At 39.5% G+C, this 19,655-nt stretch carries 19 protein-coding genes and 1 riboswitch; of the genes, 15 read left to right on the top strand and 4 right to left on the bottom strand.

The window, feature by feature from the left end:
* Window positions 1–206 precede the first annotated feature (206 nt).
* Both KKC46_00425 and KKC46_00430 read right to left on the bottom strand, forming a co-directional pair.
* Window positions 207–1,106: a TIGR01777 family oxidoreductase gene (locus KKC46_00425; GenBank protein MBU1052277.1), complete on the bottom strand. Its 900-nt coding sequence runs from the start codon at window positions 1,104–1,106 to the stop codon at window positions 207–209.
* A 178-nt stretch (window positions 1,107–1,284) separates the two neighbouring features.
* Complete coding sequence (locus tag KKC46_00430) at window positions 1,285–1,752, bottom strand: SRPBCC family protein (protein MBU1052278.1); 468 nt, start codon at window positions 1,750–1,752, stop codon at window positions 1,285–1,287.
* Between the two features lie 108 nt (window positions 1,753–1,860).
* Here KKC46_00430 and KKC46_00435 point away from each other — a divergent pair, with 108 nt between their 5' ends.
* From KKC46_00435 to KKC46_00470, 8 genes are all read left to right on the top strand, one after another.
* On the top strand, window positions 1,861–2,538 hold the full coding sequence (locus tag KKC46_00435; protein ID MBU1052279.1) for a DUF2071 domain-containing protein: 678 nt from the start codon (window positions 1,861–1,863) through the stop codon (window positions 2,536–2,538).
* Window positions 2,539–2,558: 20 nt separating this feature from the next.
* Window positions 2,559–2,996 carry a hypothetical protein gene (locus KKC46_00440; GenBank protein ID MBU1052280.1) on the top strand — a complete coding sequence of 146 codons (438 nt, stop codon included), beginning with the start codon at window positions 2,559–2,561 and terminating at the stop codon, window positions 2,994–2,996.
* A gap of 25 nt (window positions 2,997–3,021) precedes the next feature.
* The gene (locus KKC46_00445) at window positions 3,022–3,768 is read left to right on the top strand and encodes a DUF4197 domain-containing protein (protein ID MBU1052281.1); all 747 of its coding nucleotides are present in this window, start codon (window positions 3,022–3,024) and stop codon (window positions 3,766–3,768) included.
* Window positions 3,769–3,777: 9 nt separating this feature from the next.
* A complete protein-coding gene (locus KKC46_00450; GenBank protein MBU1052282.1) occupies window positions 3,778–4,677 on the top strand; it encodes an AEC family transporter in 900 nt (299 codons plus the stop codon).
* A 415-nt stretch (window positions 4,678–5,092) separates the two neighbouring features.
* A complete protein-coding gene (locus KKC46_00455; GenBank protein MBU1052283.1) occupies window positions 5,093–6,448 on the top strand; it encodes an efflux RND transporter periplasmic adaptor subunit in 1,356 nt (451 codons plus the stop codon).
* Window positions 6,449–6,456: 8 nt separating this feature from the next.
* A complete protein-coding gene (locus tag KKC46_00460) occupies window positions 6,457–7,203 on the top strand; it encodes an ABC transporter ATP-binding protein (GenBank protein MBU1052284.1) in 747 nt (248 codons plus the stop codon).
* Window positions 7,200–8,564 (top strand): ABC transporter permease, encoded by a 1,365-nt coding sequence (locus KKC46_00465; protein MBU1052285.1) that lies wholly within the window; start codon window positions 7,200–7,202, stop codon window positions 8,562–8,564. Before KKC46_00460 ends, KKC46_00465 begins: the two co-directional genes overlap by 4 nt.
* Window positions 8,557–9,969 (top strand): efflux transporter outer membrane subunit, encoded by a 1,413-nt coding sequence (locus KKC46_00470; protein ID MBU1052286.1) that lies wholly within the window; start codon window positions 8,557–8,559, stop codon window positions 9,967–9,969. Before KKC46_00465 ends, KKC46_00470 begins: the two co-directional genes overlap by 8 nt.
* Before the next feature lie 325 nt (window positions 9,970–10,294).
* Here the strand turns inward: KKC46_00470 and KKC46_00475 are convergent, their stop codons facing one another.
* Both KKC46_00475 and KKC46_00480 read right to left on the bottom strand, forming a co-directional pair.
* Window positions 10,295–11,068 carry a sulfide-dependent adenosine diphosphate thiazole synthase gene (locus KKC46_00475; GenBank protein MBU1052287.1) on the bottom strand — a complete coding sequence of 258 codons (774 nt, stop codon included), beginning with the start codon at window positions 11,066–11,068 and terminating at the stop codon, window positions 10,295–10,297.
* A gap of 114 nt (window positions 11,069–11,182) precedes the next feature.
* Window positions 11,183–11,287, bottom strand: a riboswitch (TPP riboswitch).
* Between the two features lie 110 nt (window positions 11,288–11,397).
* Window positions 11,398–12,549 carry a DNA polymerase IV gene (locus KKC46_00480; protein ID MBU1052288.1) on the bottom strand — a complete coding sequence of 384 codons (1,152 nt, stop codon included), beginning with the start codon at window positions 12,547–12,549 and terminating at the stop codon, window positions 11,398–11,400.
* Between the two features lie 187 nt (window positions 12,550–12,736).
* Between KKC46_00480 and KKC46_00485 the strand changes: the two genes are divergently transcribed.
* The 7 genes from KKC46_00485 to KKC46_00515 all read left to right on the top strand — a co-directional run bounded on the left by KKC46_00485 (window position 12,737) and on the right by KKC46_00515 (window position 19,509).
* A complete protein-coding gene (locus tag KKC46_00485; protein MBU1052289.1) occupies window positions 12,737–14,260 on the top strand; it encodes a sigma 54-interacting transcriptional regulator in 1,524 nt (507 codons plus the stop codon).
* 900 nt (window positions 14,261–15,160) lie between these two features.
* A complete protein-coding gene (lepB, locus tag KKC46_00490) occupies window positions 15,161–16,045 on the top strand; it encodes a signal peptidase I (GenBank protein MBU1052290.1) in 885 nt (294 codons plus the stop codon).
* A 103-nt stretch (window positions 16,046–16,148) separates the two neighbouring features.
* Entirely contained in the window at window positions 16,149–16,535 is a 387-nt protein-coding gene (locus KKC46_00495; protein ID MBU1052291.1) for a hypothetical protein, read from the top strand.
* Window positions 16,536–16,551: 16 nt separating this feature from the next.
* Window positions 16,552–17,505: a hypothetical protein gene (locus tag KKC46_00500; GenBank protein MBU1052292.1), complete on the top strand. Its 954-nt coding sequence runs from the start codon at window positions 16,552–16,554 to the stop codon at window positions 17,503–17,505.
* A gap of 113 nt (window positions 17,506–17,618) precedes the next feature.
* Window positions 17,619–18,212, top strand: a complete 594-nt coding sequence (locus KKC46_00505; GenBank protein MBU1052293.1) for a DUF502 domain-containing protein — start codon at window positions 17,619–17,621, stop codon at window positions 18,210–18,212.
* A complete protein-coding gene (locus KKC46_00510) occupies window positions 18,209–19,015 on the top strand; it encodes an FRG domain-containing protein (GenBank protein ID MBU1052294.1) in 807 nt (268 codons plus the stop codon). Before KKC46_00505 ends, KKC46_00510 begins: the two co-directional genes overlap by 4 nt.
* Before the next feature lie 29 nt (window positions 19,016–19,044).
* Window positions 19,045–19,509 (top strand): hypothetical protein, encoded by a 465-nt coding sequence (locus KKC46_00515; protein ID MBU1052295.1) that lies wholly within the window; start codon window positions 19,045–19,047, stop codon window positions 19,507–19,509.
* The last annotated feature ends 146 nt before the right edge of the window (window positions 19,510–19,655 follow it).

Here is a 19,655-nt window from a genome sequence, read left to right on the forward strand (position 1 = left end):
AAATATTAGAGCCAGTTTCAAAACGCCCCATTTTGGCCGATCTCTGCGTTGGGCTCAAATTTCGCACGGAGTGAAGCTTTAGCGCTATCCTCGAAATACTCAATGTATTCCTGCGGTTGAAATTTTCGCCCGCCTTGAGCTTGACCAAACTGAAACGTTTTGAAAGTGGCTCATTAGTGGTAGCTATTATACTGATGCTATGTTTATCAAACATTGGCATCGATTACATATCTTAAAGCTTTTTCCAGATCCGGATAAGCAAATTTAAAATCTGCATTTATAAGCCGTTCGGGTATAGCCTGGTTGCTGAAAAGCAGTTCTTCTTCAGCCATTTGCCCGAACAATATTTTTAAAACCGGGCCCGGCAAATTTAATACAGCCGGGCGATTAATTACCTTTCCCAGTATTTTTGCAAATTGATAATTTGTTACAGGATTTGGTGTGCAAAGATTTACAGCGCCCTTTATGAAATTATTATGCAGTATAAAATCCATGGCATCCATAAGATCGCTCATTACTATCCAGCTTAAGTACTGTGTGCCGGGTCCCATTGAAGCTCCAAGCCCCAGCTTAAAATACGGTAAAAGTCTTTTTATCATGCCGCCTTTCATACTTAAAACCGGAGCTATTCTTAAATGAGCAACCCTTATACCGGCATCTTCAGCCGGTTTGGTTTCCGCTTCCCATTTTTTACATACATCTGCAAGAAAACCTTTACCGGGAGAAGTAGCCTCGGTAACAATTTGTCGCCCCTGATCGCCATAGATACCTATACCTGAAGAAGACAGCATTACTTGCGGTTTCGGGTCAAGAGAAGCTATAGTTTTGCTTATAAGATGCGTTCCTGCAATTCTGCTGGATAATATTTTCTCTTTCTTTTTTATAGTCCAGCGGCTATCCCCCACATTTTCTCCGGCCAAATGAATTACGGCATCAAAAGATATTTTATCGGAAAGTTCAATTATATTGTTTTCAATATCCCAGAACAATCCTGATTCAGGTTTTTTCCCACGTTCCAGTTTAAAAATGCGATGCCCTTTTGCAGATAGATAAGGCAACAGCGCTGAACCTATAAAACCCGATGCCCCTGTGATCAGAATATCCATAGAACCAGTTTCAAAACGCCCCAGTTTGGCCGATCTCTGCGTTGGGCTCAAATTTCGCACGGAGTGAAGCTTTAGCGCTATCCTCGAAATACTAAATGTATTCCTGCGGTTGAAATTTTCTCCCGCCTTGAGCTTGACCAAACTGAAACGTTTTGAAAGTGGCTCCATAGTTTACCGTTTAAAAGTTAGATTCTTTTAAAAATATACCTTTAATTGTTTTTAGCCTGTAATCGAAAATTCTGTTTAACTGTCTTCTCACAATCGGGTACGCTATTTCACCCATAGGCCATAACGGTAGCCGGTAAGTGACGCTGTCTTCTATTGTAGTATTGCCGTTTTCTTTATAAAATCTGTGCGTGTGTTCCCATATTTTGTAAGGCCCTTTTTCCACCTGGGTATCCATAAATTCAAAGGGAGGGTTCCATTTACATATTTCTGAGCGCCAGCGAAAAGGTATCTTAAAAAGACTCATCTGATAATCGATAATAGTTCCTTTTGCAATTTCAATCGGCAGGGGGCTAAGTATTTTAAAATTAAGCTCCGGCGGAGTGATTCTTTGCAGATTTTTCACATCGCAAAAAAACTGAAAAACTTTTTCAATATTAAACGGCAATTTCATTGATCTTGTGATAAGATGATTTTTCATATTACATAATATAATGGTACACTCAATAAAAGTCAAAAAACGTTTTTTTGCTGAACTTTCAAAATCAATTTACCGTCTTTTATAAAACAGGATAATAAAAACCACTATATGGCCACAGTCAGGATAAACCTACATAATGTTATATATATTTCCTACCTGGTACCTGCGGATCGCATACGCCCTTTTGTACCTAAAGTTCTGAATCTTGTGCCCGATGAAAATAATATGGTTTATATATCATTTGTAGCCATGGACTGTAGGCAGACCCGACTTTCGGCTTTTCCGTTTATTAAATTTTCGTATAAACAATTAAATTTACGCACATACGTTTCAGATCCAAAAACGGGTGATGCGTCAGTATATTTTTTTAACAGTGGTGTTTCACTTGGTTTCATACCTGTACTTACAAGATTAATCGGAATTTCCTGGGAAAAGATAACTTTTAATTTAAATAAAGGCTATGATGGAAAATACAATGCAACCGGTTACTGGCTGGGAGATTTTAATTTTGAGATCGATACCGCATTATCAAAAGAGCTAAATAATTCTACCGTTTCGCATATAACAAACCCTATGATGGGTTTTATAGGGCCTGAAGGAAAAACACGAAGTTTTAAAATATATCATAAGGCGCTTAAAGTATATTCTGCTGTTTTAAATAATATTAAATTTCCACTTCCGGAAGAAAAAGGTTTTATTACCTACAAAGAACTTACCAATCCTGACAGCGTGCTTATGGTGCCCGAAGCGGAATTTATTATATTTCTGCCGCCATCAAAAGTTTAATTTATTCCAAGGAGAGTGTTATGATAATAACCAATATAGTAATTGCAGCTGTTGTTGCCGGTATTATGATGGGGTTAGCTACAGAAATCGGATATCGGATTGGCTTAATCCAGGCCAATCTTCTCAAAGTTGATGGAGAATTTGCGGTTAAACTTTTAAAGCTAAAACAAAACACAGGTCTTGTTTATTTTGCCGGAGCAGTTGTACATCTGGCAACCAGCGCTTCATTTGGGGCGGTATTATATTTTATTGCTAAAATATTTGAAGTGGATGCATCTTCAATTATAATTATTGCAGCATATGTTTTTGCTTTATGGCTTTCCATGCTGTTTCTCGCATTGCCGGTAGCAGGGCATGGAATATTGGGAAAGCGGTTGGGTGGTTCGGTCTGGTTAGAACAATTGTTTCTTCATATAATTTTTGCTCTCGGGTTATGGTCAATGCTTAATATTTTCTAACAATTAACAATAACGGAGGTATTCTATGAAAAATCTAATAAAAATTTCATGTATGACTTTGATGATCTTAATTCTCATAGTAAGCTACTCAATTGCAGGGGATTCATGGTGGGAAACAGGCTTAAAACTTTTAACAGATTCCAGCGAAACCGAGACAACGCAAGAACCCGCTACGGCAGATATTGGGAAAGCCTTTAAAGAAGCTCTTACCATCGGGTCAGAAAATGTTGTCAAACAGCTTGGAAAGTCAGATGGATTTAATGCCGACCCCAAAATTCATATTCCTTTACCTGTCGAACTTAATACTACTAAAAAAATGTTAGGTAAAATCGGAATGTCATCAATGGTTAATGACCTTGAATTGAAACTTAACAGAGCAGCCGAGGCAGCTACACCCAAGGCTAAAGATCTTTTTATACAGTCAATTAGTGAAATGACGTTTGATGATGTTAAGTCTATATATAATGGCCCTCAAGATTCTGCTACAAAATATTTTAAAAGCAAAATGTCTCCGTCATTGAGAGAAGAATTTAAACCTATTGTGGAACAAAGTCTTTCGGAAGTAGGAGCGGTTCAGGCTTATGACAATGTAATGGGGCAATATAAAACTTTGCCTTTTGTTCCTGATGTAAAATCCAATCTTACAAATCATGTTATTGAAAAAGGAATAGACGGCATTTTTTATTATCTTGCAAAAGAAGAAGCCGCAATCCGTAAAGATCCTGTGAAACAGACAACAGCATTGTTGAAACAAGTATTTGGCGCAAAATAAATCAGCTTGATGGAAAATTTCATTGTAATAATAACTTATTTGCTTATAGGCATGGCTTTAAGGCGTATTCCCGTATTTCCCGCTGACACAGGAAATGTATTAAATTTATTTGTAATTTATATATCTCTACCGGCTTTGGTTCTGTTAAATATTCCCGAACTTATTTTTTCCAAAGCTTTATTGGTTCCTGCTTTAATGCCGTGGGGAACTTTACTGCTTTCCTGTGTTGCAGTAATTCTATCATCAAAAATATTTAAATGGGATCGTCCTACTACAGGGTGTCTCCTTCTTTTGATACCTCTCGGCAATACTTCTTTTCTTGGCATCCCGATGGTTAAGGCATTTTTCGGAGATCAGGGTGTACCATATGCGGTATTATATGATCAACTGGGATCTTTTCCGGCCCTGGTTACTTACGGGTCATTGATTCTTGCTTTATATGGTACGCAAGGGATTAAACCAACTACCATAAGTGTGCTTAAAAAGGTTATTACTTTTCCACCATTTATCGCGCTTGTTATCGCATTTGCTTTCCGGCCTTTTTCTTATCCGCCTATATTAGTTAATTTGTTAAAAGTGCTTTCTTCCACTCTTGTGCCGGTTGTAATGATTGCCGTAGGCTTTCAGCTCGTTCTGCGTTTAAACAAAAAAATTACTTCTCAGCTTGGTATCGGGCTTTTTTTGAAACTGATTTTAATCCCTATAGCAGCATTATTGATTTGTAAGATCGGAGGGCTTGAAGGAAAAGCCGTTCAGGTTTCGATATTTGAAGCCGGAATGCCGCCAATGGTTTCGGCCGGGGCACTGGCTATTTTAGCTGATCTGTCTCCTGCGCTAACTGCCGCACTGGTAGGTATCGGAATTATCGTGAGTTTTGCTACATTGCCCTTGCTTTATCAATTATTATAGCTTTAATTGATATGGATACTTTATATCCGCAACATATTACATCTCCACAAATTATGTATACATGTTAACCATAACCTTTTTATATTTATAACATTTACCACTATTTTAAACCTAATAAAACCCTGTCTATTAAATAAGTTATGAATAATTAAAGTGCTGAAAAATGATTGGCATATTGATTGCTATATTAAAAACAAAATTAAGGAAGAATAGATAAAAAAACATATGACCTTAGAGCCACTTTCAAAACGTTTCAGTTTGGTCAAGCTCAAGGCGGGAGAAAATTTCAACCACAGGAATACATTAAGTATTTCGAGGATTGAAATTTGAGCCCAACGCAGAGATCGGCCAAAATGGGACGTTTTGAAACTGGCTCCTTACAATTCAAATTATATTTTCTTATGAGTTTAAAACTATGAAACCTCTCATTAAGCGTAGCATCATTACAGTTTTGGTTTTGGGGCTTGCCATTATTGCTATTGTCATATTTTTCAAAAAAAGCAATGGACAGGGTGTTTCATACCGTACCGAAAAGATTAAGCGAGGCGACCTTCTGGTTACCATCAGCGCTACCGGCACTATAGAACCTGAGGAAGTGATTGATGTAGGTGCCCAGGTAGCCGGTCGAATATTAAAATTCGGTAAAGACAAGAATAATAAAACAATAGATTATGGGTCGGTTATTGAAGAAGGGACAATACTGGCCGAAATCGATGACTCTCTTTATGCCTCTGATGTAGTTCAGGCTGAAGCTCAGGTGCAGCAATCCAAGGCTTCTCTTGCAAGAGCCAGGGCCGATATCGAGCAGGCAAAAGCAAAACTTTACCAGGCAAAGCGTGACTGGGACCGGGCGCAAAAACTTGGCCCTTCGGAAGCTCTGGCTCAAACAACTTATGATGCTTATAAATCCAATTATGAAACAGCTAAGGCAAACCTTGGTGTAGGCCAGGCAACGATTGAACAGGCTGTAGCTGCTGTGGCTCAATCTGAGGCGGCTTTAAAACGCGTTAAACGGAATCTTGGATATTGTACGATAAAGTCTCCGGTTAAGGGAGTTATTATCGACAGGAGAGTTAATATCGGCCAAACTGTTGTTGCAAGCCTGAATGCTCCCAGCCTTTTTCTGATTGCAAAAGATTTAAAACGTATGCAGGTATGGGTTGCCGTCAATGAGGCAGATATCGGAAAAATTCATCCTGGTCAGAAAGTCAGTTTTACGGTAGATGCCTTTCCGGGTGAAGTATTTCAAGGAGAAGTCGGCAAAGTGCGTCTTAACGCATCCATGAGCCAAAATGTTGTTACTTATACTGTAGAGATTATTACCGACAATTCAAGCGGACGACTTCTTCCATATCTAACCGCTAATGTTCAGTTTGTATTAAAACATCTCAAAAATGTCATGTTGGTGCCAAACGCTGCTCTGCGCTGGACGCCAAGCCCCGGGCAGGTTAATCCTAAATTCCGCAATCAGCTTAAAACGTCTTCATCCGATAAAAAAGATCAGGATGAAGTTTTAATGCAAAGTCAAAATAAGGCATTAAAGGCACAAAACGGCAAAAAGAAAGGTACCGTATGGGTCATTAACTCCGGTAATACAGTTGAACCAATACAGATAAGTGTTGGAACCAGTGATGGTGTTGTAACAGAAATCGAAGGTAATGGCCTTGTGGAAGGACTTGAAGTTGTTTTGGGACAACAGATTCAAACAAACGACAACATTGGAGGAAGTTCTAATCCATTTGTTCCTAATTTTCATAAAAGCAGACGGTAAAAATACATATGGAACTTATTGAATTAAAAAATATCTATAAAACCTACCATATAGGCGAAATCGATGTTGAGGTACTAAAAGGCGTTTCAATGCAGATTAAAACCGGAGAGTTAGTTGCCCTTATGGGGGCATCCGGCTCTGGTAAAAGCACTTTGATGAATATACTTGGTTGTCTGGATAGACCGACATCAGGAAAATACCTGCTCGAAGGACAAGATGTCGGGAGGATATCTGCCGATGAACGCGCTCTTATAAGAAACAAAAAAATGGGGTTTGTGTTTCAAAGCTTCAATCTGCTTGCCCGTGCCAGTGCCGTTGAAAATGTCGCTATGCCTCTTACCTACACAACGGATTCGATATCTGATGGAAAGGCGCGTGAAAGAGCAATAGAAATGTTAAGCCGTGTAGGATTGCAGGACAGGCTTGATCATGAGCCGTCAAAGCTTTCAGGAGGACAGCAGCAGCGTGTGGCAATTGCAAGGGCTTTGATTAACCGCCCACCGGTTCTTTTTGCCGATGAACCTACCGGAAATCTGGATTCAAATACCAGTACCGAGGTTCTTGAAATGTTTCGCCAACTGAATATAGAAGATAAGATTACTATAGTGCTTGTTACTCATGATGCCGCTGTAGCCAAATATGCCGATCGGATTATTCGCATAAATGATGGTGTAATAGTAAATGAAATATCGGATCAGGAAGATACTGAACTTTTAACTCCTGTCGATTCTCTGCAAATTAATGAGGTTGTATGAAAGCCCATCGCACAATAAAGATCGCTCTTCAAGCTCTTTTGCGCAATCCAATGCGGGCAATGCTTACAACTCTTGGAATTGTTATAGGTGTTGGTGCTGTTATTGCCATGATGGAAATAGGCAACGGCTCCTCTTCTGCAATTAAAAAATCAGTTGCCAGTATGGGTGCTAATACTATCCTCGTCCGACCCGGAACCGCATCCAGCGGAGGTATAAGTTTCGGTTCCGGTAGCGCTATGACTCTTACGTCTGAAGACAGTGATGCTATACGTGAATGCCCTTCCGTTTTAACTGCTGCTCCTGTGGTGCGTGCCCGGGCTCAGGTGGTTTACGGCAATCGTAACTGGGTTCCCTCATCCATTTATGGAACTACCCCGGAATTTCTTACCGTGCGTGATTGGACTACATTTTCGGAAGGAGAAGTATTTGGCAATCGTGATGTGCTTAACGCCAATAAAGTTTGCGTTCTTGGCCAAACCGTAGTCAGGGAGTTATTTGAAGGCAAATCACCCATAGGAAAGGAAATCCGCATCAAGAATGTATCATTCAGGGTGGTCGGTGTGCTTTCCGCCAAAGGGGCAAATATGATGGGACATGATCAGGATGATACCATTATTGCCCCGTGGACGACAATAAAATACAGAGTTACAGGCTCGACTCTTGGTAATGTCAACCAAAGCAGTTCCGGTATTGCCTCATCCGTGAATTCGATCAGCAGTCTGTACCCGGGAGATCCTCCCAGTTTATATCCTGAACAATCATCCGTTCAGGTTGCTAATAATCCTATGCCAATACGCTTTGCCAATATAGACCAGATTATGATAGCTGCGGCTTCTACAGCTCAAATTCCTGAGGCTATTAGCCAGATGACACAAGTGCTTCGTGAACGTCACCGTATAAGGAATGGAGAAGCGGATGACTTTAATATCAGGAACATGAGTGAGATTATAGATACGCTTTCTTCAACAACAAGAATGATGACCAATCTGTTGCTGAGTGTGGCACTGATTTCACTAATTGTAGGCGGAGTCGGGATAATGAACATAATGCTGGTATCGGTCACCGAGAGAACCCGTGAGATAGGTTTGAGAATGGCTGTCGGTGCCAGAGCTCGAGATATTTTAAGTCAGTTTCTTGTAGAATCTATCGTACTTTGTCTTGTTGGAGGAGGCTTAGGAATTGCTCTGGGTCATGGCGGTTCCAAGCTTGTAAATTTTTTTCTTAAATGGCCTGTTGAAAATTCTCCCGGAGCAATTGCTGCAGCTATATTGGTGTCTGCCGCCGTTGGCATTGTTTTCGGATATTATCCTGCATGGAGGGCATCACGTCTTGATCCTATTGAGGCACTTCGCTATGAATAAAAAAAATACGATTGATATATGCATTGCTTTACTCATTTTTATGATTAGTATAACCGGTTGTGCTGTTGGCCCAAATTATAAGCCGATTGAGACAACTCTTCCAGCCACTTGGGCAGGGCCTGCTCCAAAGACAGATAATATGCCCGAAAACAAGATAGTTTCATGGTGGAATTCTTTCAATGACCCTGTACTTGTTTCTCTGGTGGAAAGAGCTATAGAGTCTAATCTTGATGTAAAGCAGGCTCAAGCCCGCATCCGGCAGGCCAGAGCAGCAAGAGGAGTATCAGGCGCAGGATTCGGCCCTGTTCTAAATGCAGTAAGTTCATATAGGCGCAGCCACTCACCGCAATCAGCAGCAGCAAATGATGGTATAACTTCAAGCCAGTATCAGGCAGGTTTTGATTCGGCCTGGGAACTGGATATCTTTGGAGGAGTTCGCCGAAGCGTTGAAGCAGCCGATGCTGATCTCCAGGCTGCTGTTGAAGGGCGAAGGGATGTGCTGGTGACTTTGGCGGCTGAAGTTGCCGTAAACTATATTGATCTAAGGGCATTACAGCAGCGCCTCATTATTGCACGCAATAATCTTGCTGCCCAGCAGCATACAGCCGGTTTGACGCATAAAAGACTTTCAGCCGGTTTTGCAAGCAGCCTTGATGCAGCAAACGCCGATGCTCAGGTAGCAACAACATCGGCTCATATTCCGCAACTGGAGTCTTCTATCGAGCAGGCGAAATACAGTTTAAGCCTGCTTATCGCTCGTGAGCCGTCAGCTTTGCTGACAGAGCTTAATACTTCTTCGAATATACCTGCTGCCTCTTCACCTGATGTGCCAGTCGGAGTTCCGTCAGATCTTTTAAGAAGACGCCCGGATATTCGAAGAGCTGAAGCACAAATTCATGCTGCAACTGCACGCATCGGAGTTGCTACCGCCGATCTTTTCCCGAAGTTTACTATTTCAGGTTCTGTGGGATTTCAAAATGATGAATTCAAATCATGGATAGACAGGGTCAACCGTTTCTGGTCGTTCGGGCCTTCGGTAAGCTGGCAGATTTTCAATACAGGCAAAACAATATCCAATATTGAACTTCAAAAGGCTTTGCAGGAACAATCTGCAATTTCTTACAAGCAAACAATCCTGACAGCACTACAGGAAGTAGACAATGCTCTTATCTCCTCGGCAAAAGAAGATGAGCGAAAAAAAGCTCTTTATGATGCAGTTACCGCAAACAAAAAGGCCGTGGCTCTTGCCAAGCAGCTTTATGTCCACGGCCAGAGTAATTTTCTGGATGTACTTTTAGCCCAGCGTTCCCTTTACGCTTCGGAAGATTCTCTTATCCAAAGCTCACGCACCGTATCAATAAATCTCGTTGCTCTATATAAGGCTCTCGGTGGTGGATGGGAATAAAAGCTGCGCTTTTTATTCTGTTAGTTTAAGATCCCATAAGCTTATTAATATCAGTGTCGTAACATGCAAAATAAATTGTTCCGAATCATCTTGTCCGGCAAAATAATATCATCTTTCCGGCTTTATAAAGCCACGACTCTGCGGCTATTTCAATATTAAAGAAATTATAAAAGAAAGAGCCACTTTCAAAACGTTTCAGTTTGGTCAAGCTCAAGGCGGGAGAGAATTTCAACCACAGGAATACATTGAGTATTTCGAGGATTAAAATTTGAGCCCAACGCTTAAGAACGGCCAAAATGGGGCGTTTTGAAACTGGCTCGAAGTATTACAATCGTTGGATAAGTTCTTTAGCCACTTTTTCGCCTGAAAGAAGCATACCGCCGAAAATCGGGCCCATACGGGGGCCGCCAAAAGTTGCATTTGCTGCCATACCGGCAACATATAATCCGGGAAAAATTTCCTTTGTATTTTCAAGCGTAAGATTTTCAGCTTTGTCCGCCCACATGGATTTTTCGCCTTCAATCACGCCGTTTGGTGTCCAAAGTTTTCCAGGAACCTTTTTTACTACCACCTTAACCACTTCGGTTGCATGTCCTGTGGCATCAACAACAAATTTCGTTCTTACGGTAAGCGGGTCCACGTGTAATCCGGCCATTTCAACAGGAGACCAGTTTATAACAAGTCCTACGATTTCTTCCGGGCGCATCATTACATCTTCAACGGAAATACAGTTAAATACTGTAAGGCCTGCGCGAATGGCTCCTGCGGTTAAGGAAGTAATTGCCTCAATCGAATCGGCAGTATAGTAGTCTTCCTTAAAATTTTTATAACGAATATTAAATTCTTCAAGCAGATGAACGGCGCTTTTTTGAACAACAATCTCGTTAAACAGCATACCGCCACCCCACATACCGCCGCCTATGCTGAGTTTTCTCTCATACAGCACCACTTTCTTTCCGGCTTTTGCAAGAAAATAACCTGCGATTAAACCTGATGGTCCGCCACCGACAATCGCAACATCGGTTTCAAGGTTATCCATAAGTTTTTTATAATATCGCTCTATGATAGCCTGAGTTATTATAACTTCATCCAATGCCATAATACTTGCTCCTTTCTTTCAGGCCGATTTTATATATTGCCAATCGGACCGAATTCGGAATTAATAAAAATAGCCGTTTCTCGTAAATAGAGAAACGGCTATCATAAAATCTTTGTTAGAGAAAATCCGTTTCCCTTCGCAGGCATTATCCTGATCAGGTTCCAAGGGTTACCCGTATTCCGGGTTCTCAGCTGCTTTGCAACACCCCTAACTTTTAATATTATTATTAAAAATGATATTACAAATTATATTATGCTATTGTCAACAGCAATTGCCGGTTCTTACAAAGTCTTCGTATATCCTTTATATTGGTTAAAGAAAGCAGACCTTTATAATATAGTTTTTTTTATTACTATCTTTTCCCCAAATTTCTTTTTGATGTCATCAACTGTTTTATCCACTTTTTCCCATTTGCTGCAATTTCCGGCATTAGTTTCGAAAATATCAATCTGGACCGGATTCGAAGCAGATATAAGATTGGTAGCCCCTATGCCGATAAGTCTGATCTTTGTTTTAATTTCATAGGCTTTTAAAAGATTATAGGCTTCTTTAAATATAATTTGTGAAGATTGAGTTGGTGTATTAATAGTATTATTTCTTGTAACCTGGCTAAAATCGGCATGTTTAATTTTAAGCACAATTGTTTTTGCTCTAAGATCAAGACTTCTTAACTGCTTTCCGACATCTTCGGCCTGATTTAAAAGATATTTCTTCAATAGCATTTTTTCACCAGTGTCCTGATCCAGAGTTGTTTCAGTGCTTATGGATTTGCTTTGGGCACAAACTACAACCGGAGAATCGTCATGGCCCGATGATAACTCTATCAACCTTTGGCCAAATTTGCCGAATTTTTTTATCAGCATATCTTTTGGATATTTTTTTATATCACCAAGCAGTTTAACTCCGATATTTTCAAGTTCTTTTTGTGTTACCTTGCCGACTCCCGGCACTTTATCTATCGGTATGGTTTCTGCGAACCTGACTGCATCAGCTGGATCTATTAAAGTTAAGCCATCTGGCTTATCCATATCAGAAGCAATTTTTGCAAGAAATTTGTTAGGAGCTATACCGATAGAGCAACTAAGACAGATATTGTCTTTTATCTTCTGTTTTATGGTTAAGCCTATATGCTTTGGGCTGCCATACAATCTTTCGCAGCCGCTAATATCCACATATGCTTCATCAATTGAAACAGGCTCGACAAGCGGAGAAAATGTTTCGAGCAGTGCCATTATTTTTTTTGAAATTTCAGAATATCTGCTTTTCCGGGGACTGAGAAATACAGCCTGAGGGCATTTTTGTCTTGCAAGGTACATGGGCATTGCAGAACGAACCCCATATTTTCTTGCCTCATAATTTGCCGCAGCAACGACTCCCCTTCCGGATAAGCCACCGACAACAACGCTTTTGCCGGTGAGTGTCCGGTCATCAAGCTGCTCAACAGAAGCAAAAAAAGCATCCATATCAATATGAAGAATCATAAATATTGTTCCTATCCGTTAATGCTTTACAATTGATCGGTTTGTTCCTATGCAGGTTTAAATATTATTGTAAGAAAGCTTGCTATTTTTTACATTTTTGTATTATTATCTCAAGAAAAATTTTACATAAAATAAAAGGAGAAAGTTTTCTTGAAACTTATTGCCGCCAATGACCGATAAACAAACCATGCAAAAAATTGAAGATGTTACGATGCTTTATGAAATAAGCAATGCATTAAACGAACATCTTGATCTTAAGAAATCATTATATAAAGTCTTAGATATTCTGTCCACTTCCATGAACATGGTTCGGGGAACAATTACTATCTTAAACCCCTTGAGCAATGAAATAAATATCGAGGTGGCGCATGGTATTTCAAAGAGCGCAGTAGACAATGTAAAATATAAGCTGGGGGAAGGAATTACAGGACGCGTCATTGAAACAGGAAAAGAATTCTCCATTGCCAAAATCAGTGAGGAGCCTCTTTTTCTCAATCGTACGGCTTCGCGCAAGAATTCAAAAAATCAGGAGGTCTCGTTTATTTGTGTTCCTGTAAAAAAAGAAAATCAGGTTATAGGAGCGCTCAGTGTAGACAGGCCTTATGATGAAAAATATCAGCTTAAGGAAGGCACGAAACTACTTTCGGTTATAGCAACAATGATAGCCAGGCAAGTTATAAATCTTGAGAACATAAATCTTGAGAAAGAACAGTTAAGAAATGAAAATAAAAGGCTGAAAAGTGAACTTGAAAACAAATACAGCATAACAAATATCACAGGCAACAGCAGCAGAATGAGAGAAGTCTTCCAGATGATTTCTCAAGTCTCAAAAAGCAATGCCACTGTTCTTGTTCGTGGTGAAAGCGGTACAGGCAAGGAGCTTATAGCAAACTCAATTCATTATGGCAGTCACAGAGCAAAAGGGCCTTTTGTAAAAGTTAATTGTGCAGCTCTTCCGGCAAACCTTATAGAAAGTGAACTGTTCGGGCATGAAAAAGGGGCCTTTACAGGCGCAATTAAACAAAAGCTCGGAAAATTCGAACTTGCAAATAAAGGCACTATATTTTTGGATGAAATAGGCTCAATAAATCTTGATGTTCAGGTAAATTTGCTTAGAGTACTTCAGGAAAAAGAGTTCGACAGGATAGGAGGGCATAAAACAATAAAAACGGATGTCCGTATTATCGCTGCTACAAATAAAAATCTTGAACAAGGTGTTGAAGACGGGACTTTCAGGGGGGATCTCTATTACAGATTAAATGTCTTTCCGATTTATATGCCGCCTTTAAGAGAAAGAAAAACCGATATTCTCCTTTTGGCAGACAGCTTTCTTGAAAAATATACAAAGGAAAATAAAAAAGATATTCGCAGGTTTTCCACACCTTCAATTGATATGCTTATGGCATACCACTGGCCGGGAAATGTGAGGGAACTGGAAAATTGTATAGAAAGGGCTGTTCTGTTATGCGAAGAAAAAACCATTCACAGCTACCATCTTCCACCTACCTTACAAACAGGTGTGGAATCCGGAACAATGCCCTTGCTTTCACTTGAAGGTTCGGTTGAAAATCTTGAAAAAGAAAAAATTATCGATGCACTAAAAAACACCAGAGGAAACTGCGCCCAAGCTGCAAAAGTATTAAAAACTACAATCAGAAAATTTAATTACAAGGCAAGAAAATTTAATATTGATTATAAGCTTTATCGTTAGATCAAGCTAAAGTAATATGAATCAAATAATTGACATTATCGAAGGTGTTTTTGGCATATGTGCGGCAATCTGGGGAACCTTGTATTATACTAGCCGACTAAATTAAACAGGTAAAACAGAACAACGAAGAAAAGAGAGAATTGAAAAATATGGGCAGCTTCTGATTATTTGTATTTTTCTTATGGCAGTAGGCGGTCTATGTTTGCTTCTTTCTATTATATAGATGCATATTGTGGTATATATGGATTTCTTACAAACCACTTTGCAAGGTGCGATCAAAGGTAAAACATAAAGCAGGTCGGTAAAATTTATTAATGTTTATGTCATAATCTTCGTCGGCTATCGCGTAAAACACAGCGAAGTACCCAGTTCTATCATCGTTCAACCGGTAGAGACGCAAAATTTTGCGTCTCTACAACGATAACGATCACCACCGTCTTCATGTTCGCAAAACCGCTTTGGGCCGCAATCAAAAATATTGGTTCCATCATCCGCGGAGAAAAAATAGATTTTGCATGGCATTTTCGTTTTTATGATCGCAACAAGCGAAATAATTAATCATGTTATAAAATGTAATATTATACTAAAATAATCCGATAAATTTGAAGGATGAGCCAGTTTCAAAACGCCCCATTTTGGCCGATCTCTGCGTTGAGCTCAAATTTCAATCCTCGAAATACTCAATGTATTCCTGTGGTTGAAATTTTCGCCCGCCTTGAGCTTGACCAAACTGAAACGTTTTGAAAGTGGCTCGGATGATGAAATTATATCTCACTGATTCATAGACATTTAGAGACGCAAAATTTTGCGTCTCTACACGAGGTATAAATAATGATGTGAGGCGATAAACAAAAATCGCCTTGCTATGCTTTGTTCTTTCTGTTCATTTATAATAACGTTATGTTTTCACGAAAAGGAGGACTACTTTTGAATGATAAGCCAAGAAGCGCATGGTATGCAGGGGTATTGACTCTTTTTGGAATAGGGTTGGGGCACCTGTACTCAGGAGAGGCTAAAAAAGGAATCCTTCTGTTTTTTATATGGCAAGTTTTTCTATTAGCTGGTTTTTCCCCGCTGGTTTATTTTTACCCAACGGCCCCTGTATTATTTTCCGGTGTTTTAGTAGTGATTGCATTCCTGTTGTATTGTATATTAGATGCCGCAAAAGCTTCAAAACAGAAAAGGTTCGGATATATCCCAAAGAAATATAACAAATGGTATATTTATCTCGGATGCTGGATCTTGGCTTCGCTTATCGTACAGCCGATAGATAATGCATTGGTTAAAAAGTATTTTTTTCAGGCTTATAAAATACCTGCCTCCTCTTTCAAACCAACTTTGCAGATTGGCGATCATATTATCGCCAGAAAATTATTTGCAGTAAGAGCAGGATTAAATAGAGGAGATATAATCCTTTTCCCTTTTCCTGAAGACCCCAACAAAGATTTCATAAAGCGAATTATAGCTTTAGGTGGAGAAACCATCGAAATTGTGGACAAGAAAGTATTCATCAATAGAGCCTTGTTTCAAGAGCCCTATGCAATTTATACTGAACCAAAAATAATTCCGAAAGATTCTATGCCAAGAGACAATTTCGGTCCTGTGACTGTCCCGGATGACTCTGTCTTTGTAATGGGTGACAACAGGGATCACAGTTATGACAGCAGATTTTGGGGATTTGTAAAAAAATCGAATGTGGAAGGAAAAGCCTGTAGTATTTATTGGTCATGGGATAAGGAAAACCGGAAGATACGCTGGGATAGAATCGGGAAAATAATACAATGAAGAAGAATAGTATTTGGCCACAAGAAATGGCAAATTAAATGCGCCAACACTTGCAATGAATACGAAAACGTGATCTCACTGAAAAGATACAGGAGGTAACCTGATGCAGATTAAAAACTATAATTGTTTTTTTATATTAATAACCTTATTGAGCGTTGTTATTTGTTCCGGATGTGCAATCGCAGATAAAGATAATAGACGGACACTTAATCTCCTGGATGACAAGATACAAATCGAAAGCACCGGGGGCAAAATTACTGCTGCACCGGTCTTTATGCCGGTAGGAACAGTTGCAGCCATTACAGATATGACAATAGTGCATCCACTGGTATCAGTTCCAAAAGCGGCTGAAGATACCTCTGAAGTCATTTGGGAAAATCCACAGGGATCTGATTTTCGTCAGATGATGCTACTTTTACCAAAAGTTATTTCAACACCACTCTATTTTACCGGCGATATGATTCTACGATGCTTTTTCTCAATAAATTAATAGGAGTGGATTAAATATGACTATTAATAAATTAATTATTTTTGTTGTGATAGTACTATTTCTAAATGGTTGCGCGGTTTTTAATCGAAACAACACTCCGATACTAAATACATTTGAAAAATATTGCGTTCCTGAAGATAAAACCTTAAGAGTAATTTCATCCCCTTTGATAATACCAACCGGATTAGTAGCAGTAAGCATTGATGCATTAGTTGTTCATCCCATATCCGTAGTGGATGATGCTGCCGCCGATACTGTGGATTTGTTGTGGGATAATATTAATTGGGATAAGGAATACGTTACCGAATGTGCTTTACTGGTGCCTCGAACGGTTTGTTCTCCAATAATATTAACAGGAGATTTTTTGGGGCGTAGCTTATTTGATATAGACGGGAGGCATAAACGTTATTATGGTGAGGAAGAAAAATACAGATTGCAGAAAAAGCTGGAAGAGTCGGAAAACTATCTGGCTTCTGCTGAAGATCTTTTTTTGAAAAAACAGTTTGATGCGGCTCAGGAAAAAGCGAGTCTTGCTCTATCTTTAAATCCCGCCAATCAAAAGGCTCTAAAATTAAAAATAAGGATTCTGATTGCATCTGCAAAATACCCACAGACAAGAGACCATCTGAGAGGATATAATAAATATTTATGTGATAAGGAAATAGCCGATGATATTTTGTGGCAGCTTAACAATAAAGGTAAAAGCTCGATACAGATGCTGCTGATACTGGAAGAGTCGTCCATAAGCCTGGCCAGGAATAAAGTTTGTGATGATATGGCAATTCGCTATATCAAAGAAGGTATTGAGCCGCTACTCATATCTGAAGATAGAGCTATCGTTTTACAGGCGGTAAGAGCAATAGGTGCTTTTCGAAATGATTACGCCAGGGAAGTACTTAAAAGAATTGTGATAGAGAAGGACCCTGTTATTTCCTGTATTGCCGAAATGCTTCTAAAAAGATATCACTGAAAAAGAGATGATAGAGAAGGACTTAAATACCTGACCAATAGAAAGATTGTAGCATTAAATATACCCAAACCAATACGCAGATTTATAAAATAACTTTTTAAAAATTAAAAAATATGAAACGAATACGTAAACACATTACAAGTAGTCTTTTGGCAGGAATCGTCGCCATATTACCTGTGGGCGGTTTAATTATTACCATTGGTTATCTGGAATCAAGCATTTCAAGTTCAGGGCTTTCGAAATTGCCTTTCTATTTTCCGGGTTTCGGGCTTCTTGCCGCAGTTATTCTTATTTATCTGATTGGATTTGCGCTTACTACTTTTATAGGCAAATGGGTTTGGAACCGGGTTGATAGCGTGTTGGATAAAATGCCCGCATTGGGCCGCTTATATCAAACTTTGAAACAGATACTTGGCTATGGGAAAGGAGAAGATGCAATATTCCATGAGGCAGTACTGGTTCCCAGCAGAGATATTGAATCTGAAGAGCTTGGATTAGTAACCAATAAAATAACCGATGATAAAGGAAATACAAAATTAGTAATTTTTATACCGGGTGTTCCGAATCCAACATCAGGACGCCTGATAGTAATGGATGAAAATTTAGTTAAACCGCTTGCAATGCCTGTTAATGAAATACTAAAAGCCCTGGTTTCCATGGGCAAAAGCGAAATTGATCTGCAAGCTATCTCAGTGAGGAACAAATGACGAATCCGGTTGAACAAAATGATGTAGTAATCAAGTCATGGGCCGATTTATGTGAACGTGTTTACGAAGGCTCCTGGCAGAAAGATATTTTACGTTTTAGATCCAATTATGCGTTCAGGGGACTATCCGACAAAAATTATAAACTGCTTACAAGTTTCTCGCGCAATTGCTGTAATTCGACCCAACTGGAATATCATCTGCTAAGAAATTTCAGGAAATATGCAAGGCTTGATGATGTTGATATTGGAGATTCTCATTGGAGCTGGATGACTCTTGCTCAGCATCATGGCCTGCCGACAAGACTTCTTGATTGGACATATTCGCCTTTTGTTGCTATGCACTATGCAACAAGCGATACCGGCAAATATGACGTAGATGGCGTTATTTGGAAAGTCGATTACGTAGAAGCAAACCGTCTTCTTCCTGAACCCTTGAGCGGCGAGCTTTCGGCAGCAAATGCAAATGCCTTGACAATAGGAATGCTGGAAAAAGCGCTTCCTGATGCCCACAGTTTTGACACTCTGTCCTCTGAAATGCTTGTCGCCTTTTTTGAGCCGCCTTCCATAGATGCGCGAATAGTTAACCAGTTTGCGCTGTTTTCGTTCATGTCAAGCCCGGTTTCAAGCATGGAAGATTGGATAATCAAACACCCAAAGCTTTTCAGACGTATCATAATTCCGAAAGAGCTTAAATGGGAGATAAGAGACAAGCTTGATCAGGCAAATATTACGGAAAGAATGCTTTTTCCCGGACTGGATGGTCTGGCTTCCTGGCTTAAAAGGCACTATCAGCCAAGGGCATAAAATAGATTTAACAAATTTAGGGAATAATTATGAGATTTATGAATAAATGCATAGGGGCAGTTTTTTTGTTTTTATTCATATTGGTATTTTTTTCTTCCAATGTGCAATGCGACCATGTTGTCAACAGGGTTTACTTGCCACAAATCAGGGAGAACCCCACAATCTTGCTTATCGGAACTTTTTATCCTGTAGACAAACGTCCGAAGGTAGATATCATTACTGTTAAAATCCTTAATAAAACAATGCTTTTTAAGATTGATAAAGTAAGAAATATTAGTGGGACCAAACACGGGTACTCCATTATTAATCAACTTTTTCCTCCTGTGCTAAAGCTTACCGGACCGGACAAAATAATAAGTACTTTGCTTAAAAAAGATATTTTCGGTAAAGTATACAGTTTAAGAGGAACTATTTATGCTTCCGATAATCTTTTGCATCTGGACATGGTAAAACAAGGTAATGTGTTTGATGATATTAACGGGCGAAAGAAATGAAAGATATTTGAGCCAGTTTCAAAACGCCCCATTTTGGCCGATCTTAAGCGTTGGGCTCAAATTTCGCACGGAGTGAAGCTTTAGCGCTATCCTCGAAATACTTAATGTATTCCTATGGTTGAAATTTTCTCCCGCCTTGAGCTTGA

This window comes from Pseudomonadota bacterium, from assembly GCA_018817425.1.
Taxonomy (GTDB): Bacteria; Desulfobacterota; Desulfobacteria; order Desulfobacterales; family RPRI01; genus RPRI01.

Excerpts from the sequence above, each read along its gene's own strand:
- KKC46_00430 (MBU1052278.1), bottom strand. The coding sequence starts at position 1,752 with ATGAAAAATCATCTTATCACAAGATCAATGAAATTGCCGTTTAATATT.
- KKC46_00510 (MBU1052294.1), top strand. The coding sequence starts at position 18,209 with ATGACGAATCCGGTTGAACAAAATGATGTAGTAATCAAGTCATGGGCC.
- lepB (MBU1052290.1), top strand. The coding sequence starts at position 15,161 with ATGTTTTCACGAAAAGGAGGACTACTTTTGAATGATAAGCCAAGAAGC.
- KKC46_00440 (MBU1052280.1), top strand. The coding sequence starts at position 2,559 with ATGATAATAACCAATATAGTAATTGCAGCTGTTGTTGCCGGTATTATG.
- KKC46_00445 (MBU1052281.1), top strand. The coding sequence starts at position 3,022 with ATGAAAAATCTAATAAAAATTTCATGTATGACTTTGATGATCTTAATT.
- KKC46_00500 (MBU1052292.1), top strand. The coding sequence starts at position 16,552 with ATGACTATTAATAAATTAATTATTTTTGTTGTGATAGTACTATTTCTA.
- KKC46_00450 (MBU1052282.1), top strand. The coding sequence starts at position 3,778 with ATGGAAAATTTCATTGTAATAATAACTTATTTGCTTATAGGCATGGCT.
- KKC46_00480 (MBU1052288.1), bottom strand. The coding sequence starts at position 12,549 with ATGATTCTTCATATTGATATGGATGCTTTTTTTGCTTCTGTTGAGCAG.
- KKC46_00475 (MBU1052287.1), bottom strand. The coding sequence starts at position 11,068 with ATGGCATTGGATGAAGTTATAATAACTCAGGCTATCATAGAGCGATAT.
- KKC46_00515 (MBU1052295.1), top strand. The coding sequence starts at position 19,045 with ATGAGATTTATGAATAAATGCATAGGGGCAGTTTTTTTGTTTTTATTC.
- KKC46_00470 (MBU1052286.1), top strand. The coding sequence starts at position 8,557 with ATGAATAAAAAAAATACGATTGATATATGCATTGCTTTACTCATTTTT.
- KKC46_00495 (MBU1052291.1), top strand. The coding sequence starts at position 16,149 with ATGCAGATTAAAAACTATAATTGTTTTTTTATATTAATAACCTTATTG.
- KKC46_00455 (MBU1052283.1), top strand. The coding sequence starts at position 5,093 with ATGAAACCTCTCATTAAGCGTAGCATCATTACAGTTTTGGTTTTGGGG.
- KKC46_00485 (MBU1052289.1), top strand. The coding sequence starts at position 12,737 with ATGCAAAAAATTGAAGATGTTACGATGCTTTATGAAATAAGCAATGCA.
- KKC46_00465 (MBU1052285.1), top strand. The coding sequence starts at position 7,200 with ATGAAAGCCCATCGCACAATAAAGATCGCTCTTCAAGCTCTTTTGCGC.
- KKC46_00435 (MBU1052279.1), top strand. The coding sequence starts at position 1,861 with ATGGCCACAGTCAGGATAAACCTACATAATGTTATATATATTTCCTAC.
- KKC46_00425 (MBU1052277.1), bottom strand. The coding sequence starts at position 1,106 with ATGGATATTCTGATCACAGGGGCATCGGGTTTTATAGGTTCAGCGCTG.
- KKC46_00460 (MBU1052284.1), top strand. The coding sequence starts at position 6,457 with ATGGAACTTATTGAATTAAAAAATATCTATAAAACCTACCATATAGGC.
- KKC46_00505 (MBU1052293.1), top strand. The coding sequence starts at position 17,619 with ATGAAACGAATACGTAAACACATTACAAGTAGTCTTTTGGCAGGAATC.